The following is a 17859-nucleotide window of genomic DNA, read 5'->3' as shown; positions in this document are numbered from 1 at the left end:
GACCCTGTCCTACGCCCTTGTCACCCGGGCGGTGGAAAGCCTGGTCACCCCGCCGCCGTGCGGTCCCGGACCGTCGGTACCGTCCAGCCGTGGCAAAGACGTACGAGGGCGGCGTGCCGCTCGCCGAGGTGGTCCGCTCCGGGTTCGTGGAGGGCGCGCACCGCGGCTCGGTGGTGGTGCTGGACGCGGCCGGTGTGCCGGTGGCCGCCGCCGGGGATGTGACAGCACCCATCTTTCCCCGCTCGGCAAGCAAGCCGATGCAGGCGATCGGAATGCTCCGCGCCGGCCTGTCGCTGACCGACCCGACCGACCTGGCACTGGTCTCGGCCAGCCACGCGGGTGAGGCGTTCCACCTGGAGCGTGTCGGCGCTCTGCTGGACAGTGCGGGGTTGGACGCATCCGCGTTGCACTGCCCGCCCGACCTGCCGGCCGGTGCGGCGGCCCGGGAGGCGGTACTGCGCTCCGGTGGCGGCCCCTCCAGGGTCCAGATGAACTGCTCGGGCAAGCACAGCGGAATGTTGCTGACCTGCCAGGCCGCCGGGTGGCCGCTGGACGGCTACTGGCGGCCGGAACACCCGTTGCAGCAGCGGCTACGGGCAGCCATCGAGGAGTTCACCGACGAGCCGGCGGCGGCGGTGGGGGTGGACGGTTGTGGTGCCCCGGTGCTCGCGGTGTCGCTGACCGGCCTGGCTGGCGCGTACCTCAGGCTTGTCGATGCCGAGCCCGGCTCGGCGGCGCGCGCCGTCGCCGACGCCATGCGTGCCCATCCGGAGATCGTCGGCGGCAGCCAGGCCGACGACACCCGGTTGATGCGCGGCGTACCAGGTCTGCTCGCCAAGGTCGGCGCGGAGGGCGTGTTCGCGGTGGGGCTGCCGGGCGTCGGCGCGGTGGCCCTGAAGATCGACGACGGGGCCGAGCGGGCCCGGATGCCGGTGCTGGTGTCGGCGCTGCGCCGGCTCGGCGTGGACGCTCCCGTGCTGGCCGAGTACGCCGAGGTGCCTCTCTTCGGCGGCGGCGTCCCGGTCGGCGCGGTCCGCGCGCTCTGGTGAGCGAAGGGCGGCCCCGTCCAGGCGGGGAAATGTGCCCCTGCCTGCCTGCGTGTGCGGTGCGGTAGGCAACCGCCAGCGTAGGCACCGCCGGCCGCCGCCGGGGCGGAGGCCATGAATGGGCCTGATGACTCAGAGGCATATTGATGACTCTGAGGCATCAGGCTTGTTCGGGTGACAGGGGCGCCGAGCAGCGGCTCTGGAGCGGACGGCGCCGAGGCGTTCCTGGAGGGCGACGATGCGGTGTGGATCAGCTCAGGAAGTCGAGCACTGCGGCGTTTACCGGCTCGGGGCGCTCCAGCGGCAGCAGGTGCCCGGCGTCCGGTACGTCGGGCAGCCGTACCGCGTCGGGCACTTCGGCGGCGATCCGGTCGGCGAGCCGGCGGATGTCCGGCACGTCGGCCGCGCCGGCGGTGACCAGGACGGGCACCCGTAGCTCGCCGAGACGGTCGATCGCCGGCGGTGTCAGCTCGCCCACCTCGACCGCGCCGAGGGCCAGTTCGGCGGCGAGCGCGCGCTGATCCATCTCCTGCGCGAACGCGATCAGGTCGCTGTCGACGTCGGACGGCTGGCGGGCCGGGCCGACCACCCAGAACCGCACCTCGCCTGCCGCCCCGGCGGTGAAGTCGTCGGGGTCGACCTCACCGACGAGGTCGTCCCACAGGTCGTTGGCCTCCTCGGACCACTCGTTGCCGGACACCGCCGTGCCGAACAGTGCGAGCGCGGTGACCCGGTCCGGGTGTGCGAGCGCGGTGTCGATGGCGACCGACCCGCCGAAGGAGCAGCCGACCAGTGCGGCCCGGGGAATGTCGAGCGCGTCCAGCAGGCCGGCCACGTCGTCGTGGTGCGCGAACGGCGTCGCCGGCAGTTCCGAGTCTCCGTACCCGCGCAGGTCGAGGGCGATCACCCGATGCCGGGCGGCGAGCGCGGGCAGCACGCCGCGCCACATACGGCGGTCGGCGATGCCGGCGTGCAGCAGTACGACGGGGGTGCCGGTGCCGGCCTCGTCGTACGCGAGGGCTGCACCGTTGATTGTGATCTTGTGCACGGAACGGACCGTACGGAACGGACGAGTGGCGCGCAAATGGGATGTTGAGACGTTGCTAACTCTGGTTAGCGTTTTGCTTGCAGGAGTTAGCAGCGCGGATTAGCGTCTGGGTCATGGCCACACCCAAGGATCTCTCCGACGTTGGCGGGTTCATTCGTGATCTGCGGCGTAACGCCAAGATCTCGCTGCGGCAACTCGCCGACCAGGCGGGGGTCAGCAATCCGTACCTCAGCCAGATCGAGCGTGGCCTGCGCAAGCCCAGCGCCGAGGTGCTCCAGCAACTGGCGAACGCGCTACGGGTCTCCACGCCCGCCATGTACCTGCGGGCGGGGCTGCTCGACGACAAGGAGGGGCACGGCGTGCTCGCCTCCATTGCCGTGGACCCCGACCTGACGATGGCCCAGAAGCAGTCGCTGACCCAGATCTACGAGACTTTCCGACGGGAGAACGCGCGGCTGGCCGAGGCCCAGGCCGCCGCCGAGGGCACCCGCACGGACACCCCGGACACCACTGGCGACGCGACCGGGCCGACCGCCCCGACCGACGTCGTCGATCAGCCTGCGGACGTGGCCAACCTGGCCGCGACCGGCCCCACCACTGCCGGTGGCACCCCGACCGAGGCCGTCCTCGAGTCGGTAGCCGTCACCGAGGCGGGCACCGCTCCCGCTCCGACAAGCACAAACACCCCTGAGAAGAAGGCCGCCCCGACGGCCGAGGAGGAGACGTCATGACCGAGCCGAAGACCAACCGCATCCCCGCCCCGATCTACGCCGCCGCAGGCGTTGGCGAGCTGGCCTTCGAGCAGCTGCGCAAGCTGCCGTCGGTGGTCGGTGTCCTCGGCACCCGGGTCGTCGCCGACCTGGGTGGTCGGGCCGTCCTGACCGGCTTCGAGCTGCGCCAGAAGGCCACCGAGACGCTGCGTACCGCGAACGAGACCGCGGAGACCCTGAAGGGCCGCGCGCAGGCCGAGTTGGACCTGGCGAAGCTGCGCGAGTCCGCCGACCTGGCAAAGCTGCGCGAGGTCGCCGACCTGGACAAGCTGCGCGAGGTGGCCGACCTCGACAAGCTGCGCGCCGCCGCGACCCGCAACGCCGCCGTTGTCGTCGCCAGCGCCCACGCCGCCCAGGAGCGGGCGTTCGCCGCGTACGGCGCGCTCGTCGCCCGCGGTGAGCGGGTCGTCGGCGCAGGTGTGCTGGAGGCCGCCGAGACGGTGAACGCCGACATCGAGGCCACCGAGGGCCTGCCGGCCGCGACCGCCACGCCGACCGCCGCCACCCCGGCTGTGACCGCCGGCACCACGACTGCGGCGACTGCGCCGACCGAGGTGCCGACCCCGGCCGAGGTGGCCGAGATCGTCGAGGCCAAGCCGGCCGCAGTCAAGAAGGCCACCCGGGCGAAGGCGGCCAAGCCGGTCGCCACCTCGACCGCCAAGACGGCCGCTGCTCCGACCACCAAGGCTGCCAAGTCGGCCGCTACCCCGTCGGCGAAGCTGCCCCGGGCCACCAAGCGGACCCGCCCGGCCGCCGAATAGTTCGCGACGTCGACGGTCCCGGCGGCGTCCTTGTCGGACGTAGCCGGGGCCGTCGACATAAGCTTGCCGGCATGGCCAACGCTGCGCCGATCTTCGCGTTCGAAGTCCGCTACGTGATCGAGCTGATCCTGCTCGTCTTCGCGCTGATCATCCAGGGCGTCGCGCTGGTGCACGCCGTCACCCAGCGATCCGACGGTTTCTCCGCCATCGGGACGCTGCCCAAGGGTGGCTGGATCGCCATCCTGGCGGTCTGCCTCGTGCTGACCCTGCTCGGCTTCGGTCCGATCAGCCTCTTCGGACTGATCGGCATCGCCGCCGCACTCATCTACCTGCTCGACGTCCGGGTCGGCCTGCGCGACCTCACTGACGGCAAAGGGTTCTGGTGAGAGGTTTCCGTTGGCCGCCGCCGCCCGACGGAGGCCCCCGCACCTGGGGGCCGGGTCCGGGCGGGCCGCGTACCGGTCGGCCGGCGCTGCCGGAGCCGGAGACCGAACTGGTCGCCACCCCGCACGGCGTGCGGCTGGAGCGGCTGGTCACCGGCACCGGTGATCCGGTCACCGTGTTCGCGCACGGGCTGGGCAACGGGATCGCCACCACCCGACCGTTCGGCAGCGGGGTGACCGGCCGCAAGGTGTTCTTCCAGTTCCGTGGGCACGGCCGCTCCGAAGCGCCGGACGGCCCGTGGAACTACCTGGACCTCGCCCGGGACCTGCGCGCCATCGCGGACCTCGGCGGTGCCAGCCGGGCGTTCGGGGCGAGTCTCGGCGCCGGCGCGCTCTGCCGGTTGCTCGTCGAGAGCCCGGAACGCTTCGAGAAGCTCGTCTTCTTCCTGCCAGCGGTGCTCGACAAACCGCGTGGCCCGGTCGCCCGGGAGCGGCTCACCGCTCTGCTCGAAGCCGTGGAGAGCGGGGATGCCTCGGCGGTCGCCGACGTCGTCTCGCTGGAGCTGCCACCGGCGGTCCGCAACACCCCGGCCGGCTGGGCGTACCTGCGTCAGCGGCTCGACCAGTTGCTCCGCGACGGCCTGGCCGACGGACTGGCCACGTTGACGGAGCAGGCGCCGCTGCGCGACGCTTCCGCCCTGGCGGCCGTCGACGCACCGGCGCTTGTCATCGGCTGCGCGGGCGACGACCTGCACCCGGTCGAGGTCGCCGAGCAGCTCGCCGCCGCGCTGCCCCGGGCCACCCTGCACGTGTACGACAGGCCGGGCGTGCTCTGGTCGGAACGCGCCGATCTGCGGGGCCGCGTGTCCGGGTTCCTCAACGAGTAACGTCCCCGGTCATGGGCGTCACACAACACGGCCGGACGCACCGGCTGGACCTCGCCGACCCGACCCTGCGCGAGTGGACCTGCACTGTCCTGCACTCCGACCCGGAGCAGGGCATCGTGCTGGACCGTTCGGCGTTCTATCCGGGTGGCGGCGGTCAGCCACCGGACCACGGGGTGCTGCTCTGGCAGGGCGTGCAGACCCGGATCGTCGGCACCCGCAAGGGCGACGACCCCTATCTGATCCCCGCCGAGGGTGACCCGCTGCCACCGGTCGGCACCGAGGTCGTGGGCGCCGTGGAGGACGACCGGCGGACCCGACTGATGCGTACCCACTCCGGGCTGCACGTGCTCTGCGGCGTGGTGTTCCGCGACTTCGGTGCCCTCGTCACCGGCGGAAACATGGAACCGGGCGAGGCTCGAATGGACTTCAACCTGCCCGAGGTGCCACCCGACTTCAAGAGCCGGATCGAGGAGTTGGTCAACGCCGAGGTGGCCGCCGACCGGTCGGTCGCCACCCGGGTGCTGCCGCGTACCGAGGCGCTGGCTCTGCCGGACATCATCCGTACCCAGTCCAACCTCATCCCGCCGGACGAGCAGGAGGTCCGGATCGTCGACATCGTCGGACTGGACGTGCAGGCCGACGGCGGCACGCACGTCGCGTCCACAGCCCAGATCGGCAAGGTGCAGGTGGTCAAGGTGGAGAGCAAGGGCCGGGCCAACCGCCGCGTCCGCGTCAGACTGGTGGACTGAGCAGCACGATCGGTAATTCGGACGGCGGGTGTCAGCTTTTGCTGATTACGTCGCAGGCATGACACCACCGCTCGAAGGAAAGATCGCGCTCGTCGCCGGGGCGACCCGGGGTGCGGGCCGACAGATCGCCGTCCAGCTCGGGGCGGCCGGCGCCACCGTCTACGCCACGGGCCGTAGCAGCCGTGCCGGCCGTTCCGAGATGGACCGACCGGAGACCATCGAGGAAACCGCCGAGTTGGTCACCGCGGCCGGCGGTACGGGCATCGCGGTACGGGTCGACCACCTGGTGCCCGTGCAGGTCCGTGACCTCGTCGCCCGGATCGACGCCGAGCAGGGCCGCCTCGACGTGCTCGTCAACGACATCTGGGGAGCCGACCCGCTGGTGACCTGGGAGAAGCCGGTCTGGGAGCAGCCGTTGGACGCCGGTTTCCGCACCCTGCGGCTGGCGGTAGACACGCACATCATCACCAGTCACTTCGCGCTGCCGCTGCTGACCCGCAACCCCGGTGGTCTGGTGGTGGAAATGGGCGACGGGACGAAGGCGTACAACGACAACAACTATCGGCTGTCGGTCTTCTACGACCTCGCCAAGGTGTCGGTCAACCGGCTGGCCTTCAGCCAGGCGCACGAGTTGAAGCCGCATGGCTGTACGGCCGTGGCGCTGACCCCAGGGTGGATCCGTTCCGAGGCGATGCTGGAGCACTTCGGCGTGACCGAGGACAACTGGCGCGACGGCGCGGCCGCCGATCCGAACTTCCTCATCTCCGAGAGCCCGGCCTTCGTTGGTCGAGCGGTGGCAGCCCTCGCCGCCGACGAGGACAAGGCCCGCTGGAACGGCAAATCCGTCGACGCGGGCAGCCTGTCCAAGGTGTACGGCTTCACCGACCTGGACGGCAGTCAGCCGGAGGGCTTCCGGTACATCGTCGAGGTGGTCGACGCGGGCAAGCCGTCGGACGTCACCGGCTACCGCTGACCCTGCGGATCGTCACGGCGTGCCGGGCCGGCGTACCGTGCGGCGGCCCGGCGTGCCGCGTCGGCCATCCGCTCGCGCAGCTCCGGTGGGTCGAGCGCCTCGACCTCCGGCCCCAGCGCGAGCAACTGGGCGTAGGCGACATCGGTCGATTCGACGGGCAGCCGGGTCACCACCCAGCCCTGCTCGTCGCTGCCGCTGGCGGCGGCGAGCACATCTTCGTACACCATCGGGGCATCGACCAGGCGCCGGAGCTGGCGCAGGCCGGCAGGGCTGAGCCGGACGGTGACCTCGGCCCGCAGGATGGTCCGCAGGAACGATCCGGCCTGCTCCCGCCAGTGCCCGGCCAGGTCGAAGCCCTCGTCCCGGTCGAACGTCTCCTCGCTGACGTCGACGCCTGTCACCCGGTCCACCCGGTAGGTGCGGTGGCCGTCGTCGACCCGGCCGACCAGGTACCAGATCCCACTCTTGAGCACGAGCCCGTACGGTTCGACGCGGCGGGTGACCTCCCGCTCGCCGCGCCGGTACCGCAGGTCCACCACCCGGTCCCGCCAGGTCGCGCGGGCCAGCTCGGTCAGCCCCGGCGGTGGGGACGTCTCCCGGAACCAGCCCGGCGCGTCCAGGTGGAAGCGTTGCCCGGCGCGGGCCGGGGCGTCCCGGAGAGCGGGCGGCAGCGCGGCGAGCACCTTCAGCTCGGCGGCGGCGACCGCGTCGGCGAGCCCCATCTCGCCGGCAGGTCCGGGCAGCCCGGCGAGAAAGAGCGCCTCCGCCTCGTCCCGACTCAGCCCGGTCAGCCGGGTCCGGTAGCCGCCGAGCAGGCGGTAGCCGCCGGCCCGGCCCCGATCGGCGTAGACCGGGACGCCGGCGGCGGAGAGCGCCAGCACGTCCCGATAGACGGTCCGCTCGGACACCTCCAACTCCTGCGCCAGCTCGCCCGCTGTCATCGACCCACGTGCCTGCAACAGCAACATCAGGGAGATCAGCCGGGATGCGCGCACCCGCCTATCCTGCCTCGGCGTCGCTCACCGTCCGCCGGGGGTGAGCAGCCCTCTGTCGTACGCGACGGCCACGGCGGCCGCCCGGTCGTTGACGCCGAGCTTGGCGTAGACGTGCAGCAGGTGGGTCTTCACAGTTGCCTCGCTGATGAACAGGCGGGCTGCCGCCTCCCGGTTGGAGGTGCCCTTCGCCACCATTGCCAGCACCTCAAGCTCGCGGTGGCTCAGCGGTTCCTCGGCGGGCGCGCGCAGCCGGCCCATCAACCGGCCGGCCACGGATGGGGAGAGCACCGCCTCACCTCGGGCGGCGGCCCGTACCGCCCGGACCAGCTCCTCGCGGGGCGCGTCCTTGAGCAGGTAGCCGGTGGCACCCGCCTCGATCGCCGGCAGTACGTCGGCATCCGTGTCGTACGTCGTGAGCACGAGCACCTTCGCCGGGTTGCCCGAGCCGACCAGCCGGCCGATCGCTGTCACCCCGTCCATTCCGGGCATCCGCAGGTCCATGAGCACCACGTCGGGTCGACTGTTCGCGGCCAGCGCGAGGGCTTCGGCGCCGTCGCGGGCCTCGCCGACCACCTCGAAGTCGGGGTCGCCGGTGAACATGCCGCGCAGCCCGTCCCGGACCACCGGATGGTCGTCGACGATCAGCAGCCGGATCGGCAGGCTCACCCGGCGCTCCCGGCCAGCGCGGGCACCGACGCCGACACGGCGGTGCCGCCCCCCGGCTCGCTCTCCACCGCCAACTCCCCGCCGACCTGGGTCACCCGCTGCCGCATCACTGTCAGACCGTAGCCGCCAGCTGGCTGGCGGGCGGCGAGCGGCTCGACGACCGTGAAGCCCACCCCGTCGTCGCGGATGTCAAGCGTCACCACGTCCCCCATGTACGACAGGGTGAGCCCGACGCGGGACGCGCCGGCGTGCCTCGCCACGTTGGCCAGGGACTCCTGGGCGGTCCGCAGCAGTGTCACCTCCACCTCGGGGTGCAGCGCGTGGGCCTGGCCGGTGACGCTGACTTCGGCGCGTACGCCGTGCAGGGCCGACCAGCGTTCGCCCAGCTCGACGAGGGCGTCCGGCAGTCGGGCCGTCTCCAGCGACTCCGGACGGACCGCCCGTACCGAACGGCGGGCCTCGGTGAGGCTCTCCCGGGCCAGCGCGAGCGCGTTGTCCACGTGCCGGCGCCAGTCTGCGGACCGGTCGCGGGTCTGCTCGGCCGCCTCCAGTTGGGTGATGATGCCGGTCAGCCCTTGGGCCAGCGTGTCGTGGATCTCCCGCGCCATCCGTTGACGCTCGTCGAGCACGCCGGCCTCCCGGGCCTGGGTGAGCAGTTGGGCGTGCAGCCCGGCGTTCTCCCGGACGGTGTCGGTGAGCTGGCGGTTGGCCTCGCCGAGTTCCGCCATCAGTCGCTGGCGTTTGGCGTCCTCCTGTTCGCCGACCATCGCGAACCAGCTCACCGAGCCGGCCGCTCCCAGGTTGAAGAGCACGAGCACCAGCCAGAGCGGCCAGTGCGACAGCGCTATCGCCAGGCCACCGCCCTGGGAGGTGGCGACGAGGGCGGCAGTGGTGGTCACCCCGGCGATCCGCCAGCGCTTGGGCAGCACCGGAAAGGCGTGGATGTAACCGACCCAGGCGAAGAAGCCGTACCACGGACTGGCCGCCACCAGCACGGCGGCGAACGCGAGCAGCCCGGCGTAGTAGACCGCCATCAGCTTGAGCCGGCTCTGCCAGCCGGGGTGCAGGGTGACGAACCAGGCGATCCAGCACCCCGTCGCCACGGCGACGGCGAGGGTGGGCCCCGCCCCGAGGCCCTTTGGTGTCGGGACGACGAGGGCCAGCAGGGTGCCCAGAACCAGCCCTCCATAGGGGAGTACGCGGAAGACACGTGCCTCGCGCTCTCGCCAATTGGTCAGACGGTCCGGCCCATCGCTGCTGGTCATCGAATCCCCGCTCACTCCCAGCGGAACAGCTTTGCTGCCACCGAACCGACGAGCACTGTGATCACGGCCATTATCGCCAGGTGCAGCGGTTGCGGGGAGTCTCCGGTCCAGGCGTCGAGCAGTGCCTGCACACCGGGCGGCGTGTAGTCGCCGATCCGAGCCAGGAAGTCCGGCAGGAGGAACCGGGGCAGATAGACGCCGCCGAAGAACATGCTCCCCATGAACACCGGCACGGCGAGGGCCTGCGCCGCCTTCGTCGTGCGGGCCACCGCGGCCACCAGCAGGCCCAGCGCGAGCAGCGCCGCCGTGCCGAGGGTGAGGGCAAGCGTGAAGCCGAGTGGATGTCGGGGCAGCGGCACGTCGAAGGCCAGCCGGCCGACGACGACGAGCAGCACGGCGCTGGTCAGGATGGTGGCGAGCGAGATGACCAGTTGGGCGGCGAGCAGTGCGGCCGGGTGGGCCGGCGTGGTGGCGAGCCGACGCAGCACCCCACGTTCCCGGTACGTGGCGAGCACTGTGGGCAGGATGTTCACTGCCGCCATGGCGACAGTGATCACCAGCAGCGACGGGACGAAGTACTCGATGAAGGTCCGGTCGCCGAACATCGGGTCCGGCCTACGCAGCGCCGGAATGAATCCGAACACCACGAGCAGCGCGAGCGGCAACGCGATGGTGGTCAGCGGCGCGGCGGGGTCCCGCAGGAACAGTCTCGTTTCGATCTTGAGGATCTGCCCGAAGGCACTCATTGTCGTCTTCCCTCACTCGGCGGGCTGGTGCCCGGTCAGCTCGACGAAGGCGTCGTCGAGGGTGGACTGCTCCAGCCGTAGGTTGGCGGCGACGATCTGGTGGCGGGCGAGCGTCGACGCGACAGCGTGCAGCAGGTCGCCCGTACCGGTCACCACCACCTGGCCTCCGGAATGGTGCACGGCACTGACCTCGGGCAGACCGGTGAAGAGTTCGTCGTCCAGGGGAGCGGACGGCCGGAACCGGACCCGCTGCTCCGGCACTACCGTCGACACCAGACCGGCCGGGCTATCCAGCGCGACCACCGACCCGCGGTCGATCACGGCGACCCGGTCGCAGAGCCGCTCGGCCTCCTCCATGAAGTGGGTGACCAGCACGATTGTCACGCCGCTCTCGCGTACCTGTTCGATGAGCGCCCAGGTGTCCCGCCGAGCCTGCGGGTCCAGCCCGGTGGTGAGCTCGTCGAGGATGGCGATCTTCGGGTTGCCGACAAGGGCCAGCGCGATGGAGAGCCGCTGCTTCTGACCGCCGGAGAGCTTCTTGTACGCGGTGTTCCGCTTCTCGCCCAGGCCAAGCTTGTCGATCAGTCGGGCCGGGTCGGTCGGGTTCCGGTAGAACGACGCGTAGAGCTCCAGCGCCTCCGCGACGCGCAGCCGGTCGGGCAGTTGGCTCTCCTGAAGCTGCACCCCCACCTGCTGGCGGAGCTGGTTCGCGTCTTTGCGGGGGTCGAGCCCGAGCACCGAAACCGTGCCGGAGTCCGGGGTCCGCAGCCCGGAGACGCACTCCACCGTTGTGGTCTTGCCGGCGCCGTTCGGCCCGAGGATCCCGAAGATCTCTCCCGCCTCCACCGCGAACGACACGTCGTCCACGGCCACCAGGTCGCCGTATCGCTTGTGCAGACTGGTCACCTCGATGACCGGCATCGCCCCGCCCTCCGCCGTCGTATCCGTACCTCCTCAGCCTGCTGGCGGCGGCCGGACGGCGGATCGACCGGCAGTTGGTGATCTTTCGGGCCCTGGTTGATGCGGCCGATCCACCAACTGGTTGATGTCGGCTTGACCTTGACGCTGCGTCAACCCTCCATGCTGACCGTCATGAGCATTCCGCCGGCAACCGGGCAGGTCGAGCAGACCGCCATCTCCGTACAGGGCCTGGAGAAGTCGTTCGGGCAGGTCAATGTCCTGCGGGGCGTGGACCTCGACGTGGCCCGGGGCGACATCTTCGCCCTGCTCGGCTCGAACGGCGCCGGCAAGACCACAGTTGTGAAGATCCTGTCCACGCTGCTCCGGGCCGACGCCGGGACCGCCCGGGTCAACGGCTTCGATGTCCGGACCGAGGCCGCCGACGTACGCGCTGCCATCAGCCTCACCGGGCAGTTCGCTGCGGTCGACGAGATCCTCACCGGGCGGGAGAATCTCGTCCTGGTGGCCCGGCTGCGGCACCTCCCGGGCCCGGGTGCGATAGCCGACGACCTGCTGAGGCGCTTCTCGCTGACCGAGGCGGCCAACCGCAGGGTGGCGACGTACTCCGGTGGTATGCGCCGCCGCCTGGACATCGCGATGAGCCTCATCGGGAATCCGCCTGTCATCTTCCTCGACGAGCCGACGACCGGGCTGGACCCGGAGGCGCGCATCGAGGTGTGGCACGCCGTCAAGGAACTCGCCGAGGGCGGCACGACAGTGCTGCTCACCACCCAGTACCTCGACGAGGCCGAGCAACTCGCCGACCGGATCGCGATCCTGCACGAGGGCCGGATCGTCGTGAACGGCACCCTCGACGAGCTCAGACAACTCCTGCCACCCGCCGAGATCGAGTACGTCGAGAAGCGGCCGACCCTTGAGGACGTCTTCCTCAGCCTCGTCGGCACCAGAACGGACAAGGGGCAACGATGAACAAGCACTTCCTCGGCGACACCGCCGTCCTGCTGGGCCGTTCCCTGCGGCACATCAGCCGCAGCCCGGACACCATCATCACCACAGCTGTCATGCCGATCGCCTTCATGCTGCTGTTCGTGTACGTCTTCGGCGGCGCGATCGAGACCGGGACCGACTCGTACGTGAACTACCTGCTGCCCGGCATCCTGATCATCACTATCGCCTCGGGCATCTCGTACACCGCGTTCCGGCTCTTCCTGGACATGCAGGGCGGGATCTTCGAGCGCTTCCAGTCCATGCCGATCGCCCGGCCGGCCGTGCTGTGGGCGCACGTCCTGACCTCGCTGGTCGCCAATGTGATCTCGCTGGTGGTTGTCGTCCTCGTCGCCCTGGCCATGGGCTTCCGCTCCGGCGCGGGAGTGCTGGCCTGGCTCGCGGTCGCCGGCATCCTCATCCTGTTCACACTGGCGCTGACCTGGATCGCCGTGATCCCGGGCCTCAGCGCGAAATCCGCCGACGGTGCGAGCGCGTTCTCCTACCCGCTCATCTTCCTGCCGTTCATCAGCTCGGCCTTCGTGCCCACCGGCACCATGCCCGGCCCGGTACGCGCCTTCGCCGAGCACCAGCCGGTGACCTCCATCGTCAACGCGATCCGCGACCTGTTCACGTCTCAGCCGGTCGGTGCCGACCTCTGGACCGCCCTCGCCTGGTGCGTCGGCATCCTCGTCGTCGCCTATCTGTTCGCCACCATGTCCTATCGGCGCCGGATCTCCTGAACAGGGGGCGTCGGACCGGGTCGGTCGAGGGCAGGATCTGGGGCATGCTGACGATCGGGCAACTCGCGGCGTACGCGGGCGTCACGGTGCGGGCGGTGCGGCACTATCACCAGATCGGGCTGCTGCCCGAGCCGGAACGGGACGCTTCGGGTTACCGCCGTTACGGCGCGACAGCTGTCGTGTCCCTCATCAAGATCCGTACGCTCGCCGACGCCGGTGTTCCGCGGTCGCAGATCAGCCGGATGCTCGAAGCCGACGCCGAGGGCTTCGCCCAGGCGGTCCGGGCGATCGACGACCAACTGCGCGGCGAGGTCGAGCGGCTGGAGACCAGCCGCAGGCACATCGCGCAGCTCAGCGCCGGGGACAGCCTGGCGCTGCCGCCGGAGGTGGCCTCCTATCTGGATCGGCTGCGCCAGATCGGGGCGTCGAAGCGGATTGTCGAGGCCGAACGGGACGGGTGGATCCTGGTTGCGGCGCGCTGGCCCGACCGCATCAGCGAATGGATGCCAGCGAAGGTCGCCGAGCTGGACGACCCGCAGATCGTCCGGCTCTACCAGCTGTTGTCGGAAATCTTCGACACCACGGAGGACGACGACTCGCGGATGGCGGAGGTCGCCGACATCATGGCGTCCCTGGCCGAGCAGGCGTACGACGCCGGAACTGTCGTTGCCGGCTATGAGGCCACCGACGACCTCCCGCATGACCTGATCGACGCTCTCGCTCTGGAGTCCGACCCGCGGGTCGAGCGACTGTGGGAGCTGATGCGCGAGCGTGGCTGGTCCGGTTGGAACAGGATGGAGCGGCTGTCGCCGCCGCCCGACCCACCTCCGGTCGCCTGCTAGACCGGCGTGCCGGGCCGCGCTCATCTAGGCTCTTCGCTCGTGGATGTCAGCAGCATCGCCCGCCCGGTCACCGGGTCCCTCGGCCGGTTCCTCTCCGGAGCGGGCCTGCTCCTTCGTGGCCTCGGCCTCTATGTGCGCAGCCCCGGTCTGATGCTGCTGGGCGTCATACCGGCGCTGATCTCCGGCGTGCTGTTCCTCGGCGCGTTCGCCACCCTCGTGTGGTTCGTGGACGACCTGGCCGCGCTCGTCACGCCGTTCGCCGATGACTGGTCGGGCACCGTACGCAGCCTGGCCCGGGTGATCGCCGGAGTGGCCATCCTGGGCATCGGTGGGCTTGTCGGTGTGCTCACCTTCACGGCGGTCACACTTGTCATCGGCGACCCGTTCTACGAGAAGATCTCCGAGCGGGTGGAGGAGCGGTACGGCGGCACGCCGAACGCGGTGGAGGTGCCGTTCTGGCCGTCGCTGCGCCGCAGCCTCGCCGACTCGGCACGTCTGGTAGCCCTCTCCCTGCTCGTCGGTATCCCGCTCTTCGTGGCCGGTTTCATTCCGGTGGTGGGGCAGACGGTGGTGCCGGTGATCGGGGCGGCGGTGGGTGGCTGGTTCCTCGCCGTCGAGTTGGTCGGCGCGCCGTTCTATAGGCGGGGCATGCGGTTGCCGCAGCGCCGGGCGATCCTCAAGGCCGACCGGCCCACAGCGCTGGGTTTCGGGGTGGCGGTCTTCCTCTGCTTCCTCATCCCGCTGGGTGCCGTGCTGATCATGCCGGCGGCGGTGGCGGGCGCCGCCCTGCTGGCCCGCCGCTCGCTCGGCCAGTCGATCGACGGTCCGTTGTCCGCGCCGCCTTCCGGCACACCGGCCGTGGAGGGCTGACGTGGAGATCGTCCTGGTCGAGGGGGACATCACCGTCCAGCGGGTGGACGCCGTCGTCAACGCGGCCAACTCGTCACTGCTGGGTGGCGGCGGGGTCGACGGTGCCATCCACCGGCGCGGCGGCCCGGCGATCCTTGAGGAGTGCCGGGCACTGCGGTCGTCCCGGTACGGCCGGGGACTTCCCACGGGGCAGGCGGTGGCGACCACGGCCGGTGAGCTGCCGGCCCGCTGGGTGATCCACACCGTTGGGCCGGTCTGGTCGGCCGACGAGGACCGCTCGGCGCTGCTGCGGGACTGCTACGCCAACAGTCTGCGGGTGGCCGACGAGTTGGGGGCGGCCACGCTCGCCTTCCCGTTGATCTCCGCCGGTATCTACGGCTGGCCTGTCGACGACGCGGTCGGTCAAGCGCTGTCAGTGCTGCGCTCGGCCACGTCCGCCAACGTCGCCGAGGCGCGCCTGGTGCTGTTCGGCGCGGACACCCACGCCGTGGCCCGCCGCGTCCTCGACGCCGCCTGAACCGTCACCGCTGCGGCAGTGCCCGTGATCACGGCTGCCCGGAGGGTCGCCCGTTGTCGCTCCGCCATGCCGTTTCCGCAGGCCGCGGTGTGGCGGGGGAGACAGCCACCTCGTCGTACTTGCCGACAAGGTGTTGATAACATGTCGACATGATGTCGACAATCCACGAGGGTGGGCGCTGATGTTCCTCGCGATACGTGAGTTGAACTTCGCCCGGCTGCGGTTCGTTCTGATGGGTGCCGTGATCGCGCTGATCGCCGTCTTGATGGTGATGCTGTCAGGGCTGTCGGTGGGGCTGGTCCGTGACGGTGTGTCCGGGCTCCAGAACCTGCCGGTCACCTCATTCGCCTTCGCGAAGGACGTCCAGAAGGACTCCGCGTTCTCCCGTAGCGTCGTGGACCTGTCGGCCGTGGAGACGTGGGCTGCCCAGCCGGGAGTCGCGGACGCGACGCCGTTCGGCAACACGCTCGTGAACACGCGTACCGACCGGGGAACCGAGGTGGACCTGGCGCTGTTCGGCGTCCTGCCCGACTCGTTCCTGTCGCCCTCGGTCAGCCAGGGCGACCGGTTGGGCACGGCGGACGGGATCGTGGTGAGCCCGACCGCACTGGACGCGGGCTTGCAGATGGGTGACATCGTCACCATCGACCGGCTCGGCACGCGGTTGCGGGTCGTCGGTGTCACGGAGCAGCAGGACACGTTCGGGCACGTGGACGTCGCGTACGTGCCGTTGGCGGCATGGCAGGCCATCAAGTCCGGTACCCCTCCGGAGGCCGAGTTGCCGCAGCGCGCCGCAACGGAGATCACTGCGGTGGCGATCCGCGCGGAGGACGGGAAGTCCCTCGACATGGCCGCCGGTGACACCGCCGCGGGCACCGAGAGCCTGACCCTGAAGGAGTCCTACGGCGCCTCGCCGGGCTACACCGCCGAGACGACGACCCTGCAACTGATCCAGGGATTCCTGTACGCGATCTCGGCGCTGGTGGCCGGAGCGTTCTTCGCCGTGTGGGCGATCCAGCGCAAGCCCGAGGTGGCCGTTCTGCGGGCACTCGGCGCCTCGACCGGCTGGGTGTTGCGGGACGCGCTCACGCAGGCGTTCGTGCTGCTGGCTGCCGCCGTCGCCATCGGTGTCGGAGTCGGCCTCGCGCTCGGCGCCCTCATCACGGGCAGCGGCATTCCGTTCGCGTTGAGCATGCCGAGCATCTCCGTCGCCGGTGTCGGCCTCATCGTCCTCGGCCTCATCGGAGCCGGTGCTGCCGTCATCCGCATCACCTCCGTCGACCCGGCCACCGCTCTGGGAGGTAACCGATGAGCAGGCATTCCGCTTCGACCGCCGCGACCACACCCACCACCGACGCAGCCGAGCGTCTCGGGCTGGTGATGCGTGCGGTGTCCCTGCGACACGGCAACGCCGCCGAGACCGTGCAGGCGCTCGACAACGTGGATCTGACAGTGCGACCCGGCGAACTCGCCGCCGTCGTGGGTCCGTCCGGCGCCGGCAAGTCCAGCCTGCTCGCCGTCGCGGGTGGCCTGGCCCGGCCCGACGAGGGCACTGTCACGGTGGCCGGTCAGGACATGACCGTGCCGAGTCGCCGCACGCGGACGGCCCTGCGCCGCAAGCACGTGGGCTTCGTGTTCCAGTCGGGCAACCTGCTGCCCGCGCTGACCGCCGCCGACCAGCTGCGGTTGCCGCTGCACCTGGGGCCGCGATCGGAGCGGTCCGGTCGGGACCCGCTGGAGTTGCTGGCGGACGTCGGCATGGCCGACAAGGCCGATCGTCGCCCGCACCAGCTGTCGGGCGGCGAGCGCCAGCGGGTCGGCATCGCCCGTGCGCTCGTCACCGAGCCGAGCGTGCTGCTCGTCGACGAACCGACCGCGGCTCTGGACCGGGCACGCAGCCACGACATCGTGAAGCTCCTGGCCCATGAGGCCCGGCAGCGTTCGGTCGCGGTGGTCATGGTCACCCACGACCACGATGTGCTGCACTACTGTGACACCGTCTACGAGATGGTCGACGGCAAGCTCGCGGCCACCAGCTGAACGACGACGGCAGGGTGCGGGCGGGGCGCAGGAGAAGGTCACGTCCATCCGGAACAGGGAGGACGGCGTGCCGAAGATCCAGGCTCCGACCGTCGTCGAGCACCGGGCATCCCAACGCGCCGCGTTGCTCGACGCGGCCCGCACCCTGCTGTCAGAACACCCCGAGCGGATCCCTGGCCTGGGCGAGGTCGCCCAGCACGCCGGCCTCGCCCGATCCAGCGTCTACTCCTACTTCAAGTCCCGCGCCGACATGTTCGACGCCCTGGTCACCGACACGTTCCCCCGCTGGTCGGCCTACGTCGAGAAGCGCATGGACGCCGCCACCACACCCGGGCAGAAGATCCAGGCGTACGTGGATTCCAACCTGCAACTGGTTGCCCGGGGCGACCACGCTCTGGCCCGCGCCCTGGCGTCGGCAAGCAGCAGCGAGGCACTCGCCAGCTCCAGCCGACTCATGCATGACCGCCTGGAAGCCCCGCTGCGCACCGCGCTCACCGACCACGGCTCCTCGGACCCGGTCCGGATGGCCGAGCTGGTCCAGTCGATCGTCTACGCCCTCAGCCGGATGATCGAGGGCGGGCTCTCCCTGCGGGCGGCTACCCGCCTCGGCCGCGAACTCCTCAGCCCGTACCTCGACGGCGGCAGCGCCTGAG

The 17859-nt window shown here is 70.8% G+C and carries 21 protein-coding genes; 15 read left to right on the top strand and 6 right to left on the bottom strand.

Annotation, left to right across the window (positions count from 1 at the left end; genetic code table 11):
• Positions 1-89 precede the first annotated feature (89 nt).
• Positions 90-1049 carry an asparaginase gene (locus tag ADK66_RS11615; RefSeq protein ID WP_053654260.1) on the top strand — a complete coding sequence of 320 codons (960 nt, stop codon included), beginning with the start codon at positions 90-92 and terminating at the stop codon, positions 1047-1049.
• Positions 1050-1296: 247 nt separating this feature from the next.
• Here ADK66_RS11615 and ADK66_RS11610 read toward each other — a convergent pair whose 3' ends face one another.
• A complete protein-coding gene (locus ADK66_RS11610) occupies positions 1297-2094 on the bottom strand; it encodes an alpha/beta fold hydrolase (protein ID WP_082377400.1) in 798 nt (265 codons plus the stop codon).
• Between the two features lie 113 nt (positions 2095-2207).
• Here ADK66_RS11610 and ADK66_RS11605 point away from each other — a divergent pair, with 113 nt between their 5' ends.
• The 6 genes from ADK66_RS11605 (at position 2208) to ADK66_RS11580 (ending at position 6617) form a co-directional block, all read left to right on the top strand.
• Positions 2208-2825 (top strand): helix-turn-helix domain-containing protein, encoded by a 618-nt coding sequence (locus tag ADK66_RS11605; protein ID WP_053654256.1) that lies wholly within the window; start codon positions 2208-2210, stop codon positions 2823-2825.
• Positions 2822-3625, top strand: a complete 804-nt coding sequence (locus ADK66_RS11600) for a hypothetical protein (protein ID WP_053654254.1) — start codon at positions 2822-2824, stop codon at positions 3623-3625. The genes ADK66_RS11605 and ADK66_RS11600 overlap by 4 nt, the downstream gene beginning before the upstream one ends.
• Positions 3626-3696: 71 nt before the next feature.
• A complete protein-coding gene (locus ADK66_RS11595) occupies positions 3697-4011 on the top strand; it encodes a DUF2516 family protein (RefSeq protein WP_053654252.1) in 315 nt (104 codons plus the stop codon).
• Entirely contained in the window at positions 4008-4895 is an 888-nt protein-coding gene (locus tag ADK66_RS11590) for an alpha/beta fold hydrolase (RefSeq protein ID WP_053654250.1), read from the top strand. Before ADK66_RS11595 ends, ADK66_RS11590 begins: the two co-directional genes overlap by 4 nt.
• Positions 4896-4906: 11 nt before the next feature.
• Positions 4907-5644 carry an alanyl-tRNA editing protein gene (locus tag ADK66_RS11585; RefSeq protein WP_053654248.1) on the top strand — a complete coding sequence of 246 codons (738 nt, stop codon included), beginning with the start codon at positions 4907-4909 and terminating at the stop codon, positions 5642-5644.
• Positions 5645-5702: 58 nt separating this feature from the next.
• Positions 5703-6617, top strand: coding sequence for an SDR family oxidoreductase (locus tag ADK66_RS11580; protein WP_053654246.1), 915 nt, complete (start codon positions 5703-5705; stop codon positions 6615-6617).
• On the opposite strand, the gene ADK66_RS11575 is transcribed toward ADK66_RS11580, so the two are convergent.
• The 5 genes from ADK66_RS11575 to ADK66_RS11555 are packed head-to-tail and all read right to left on the bottom strand — an operon-like array spanning position 6608 to position 11210.
• Positions 6608-7612 carry a YafY family protein gene (locus tag ADK66_RS11575; RefSeq protein WP_053654244.1) on the bottom strand — a complete coding sequence of 335 codons (1005 nt, stop codon included), beginning with the start codon at positions 7610-7612 and terminating at the stop codon, positions 6608-6610. The genes ADK66_RS11580 and ADK66_RS11575 overlap by 10 nt on opposite strands.
• Before the next feature lie 24 nt (positions 7613-7636).
• Positions 7637-8278, bottom strand: coding sequence for a response regulator transcription factor (locus tag ADK66_RS11570; RefSeq protein ID WP_197281489.1), 642 nt, complete (start codon positions 8276-8278; stop codon positions 7637-7639).
• A complete protein-coding gene (locus tag ADK66_RS11565) occupies positions 8275-9543 on the bottom strand; it encodes a sensor histidine kinase (protein WP_053654242.1) in 1269 nt (422 codons plus the stop codon). The genes ADK66_RS11570 and ADK66_RS11565 overlap by 4 nt, the downstream gene beginning before the upstream one ends.
• Positions 9544-9554: 11 nt before the next feature.
• Positions 9555-10289 (bottom strand): ABC transporter permease, encoded by a 735-nt coding sequence (locus ADK66_RS11560; RefSeq protein WP_053654240.1) that lies wholly within the window; start codon positions 10287-10289, stop codon positions 9555-9557.
• Between the two features lie 12 nt (positions 10290-10301).
• On the bottom strand, positions 10302-11210 hold the full coding sequence (locus ADK66_RS11555) for an ABC transporter ATP-binding protein (protein ID WP_053654238.1): 909 nt from the start codon (positions 11208-11210) through the stop codon (positions 10302-10304).
• A 171-nt stretch (positions 11211-11381) separates the two neighbouring features.
• On the opposite strand from ADK66_RS11555, the gene ADK66_RS11550 reads away from it, so the two are divergent.
• The 8 genes from ADK66_RS11550 to ADK66_RS11515 all read left to right on the top strand — a co-directional run bounded on the left by ADK66_RS11550 (position 11382) and on the right by ADK66_RS11515 (position 17858).
• A complete protein-coding gene (locus ADK66_RS11550) occupies positions 11382-12179 on the top strand; it encodes an ABC transporter ATP-binding protein (protein ID WP_231640006.1) in 798 nt (265 codons plus the stop codon).
• On the top strand, positions 12176-12937 hold the full coding sequence (locus ADK66_RS11545; protein WP_053654236.1) for an ABC transporter permease: 762 nt from the start codon (positions 12176-12178) through the stop codon (positions 12935-12937). The genes ADK66_RS11550 and ADK66_RS11545 overlap by 4 nt, the downstream gene beginning before the upstream one ends.
• Positions 12938-12981: 44 nt before the next feature.
• Complete coding sequence (locus tag ADK66_RS11540; protein ID WP_053654234.1) at positions 12982-13779, top strand: MerR family transcriptional regulator; 798 nt, start codon at positions 12982-12984, stop codon at positions 13777-13779.
• 39 nt (positions 13780-13818) lie between these two features.
• Positions 13819-14649 carry an EI24 domain-containing protein gene (locus ADK66_RS11535; protein ID WP_053654232.1) on the top strand — a complete coding sequence of 277 codons (831 nt, stop codon included), beginning with the start codon at positions 13819-13821 and terminating at the stop codon, positions 14647-14649.
• 1 nt (position 14650) lies between these two features.
• Complete coding sequence (locus ADK66_RS11530; protein WP_053654230.1) at positions 14651-15166, top strand: O-acetyl-ADP-ribose deacetylase; 516 nt, start codon at positions 14651-14653, stop codon at positions 15164-15166.
• Positions 15167-15347: 181 nt separating this feature from the next.
• On the top strand, positions 15348-16478 hold the full coding sequence (locus tag ADK66_RS11525) for an ABC transporter permease (protein WP_053654228.1): 1131 nt from the start codon (positions 15348-15350) through the stop codon (positions 16476-16478).
• Complete coding sequence (locus ADK66_RS11520; protein ID WP_053654226.1) at positions 16475-17206, top strand: ABC transporter ATP-binding protein; 732 nt, start codon at positions 16475-16477, stop codon at positions 17204-17206. Before ADK66_RS11525 ends, ADK66_RS11520 begins: the two co-directional genes overlap by 4 nt.
• Positions 17207-17273: 67 nt before the next feature.
• Positions 17274-17858, top strand: coding sequence for a TetR/AcrR family transcriptional regulator (locus ADK66_RS11515; protein ID WP_053654225.1), 585 nt, complete (start codon positions 17274-17276; stop codon positions 17856-17858).
• The last annotated feature ends 1 nt before the right edge of the window (position 17859 follow it).

This window comes from Micromonospora sp. NRRL B-16802 (assembly GCF_001279555.1).
GTDB classification, from domain to species: domain Bacteria; phylum Actinomycetota; class Actinomycetes; order Mycobacteriales; family Micromonosporaceae; genus Micromonospora; species Micromonospora profundi.
Note: the sequence above shows the minus strand (reverse complement) of the source record. Positions and strands in the feature narration are given on the sequence as shown.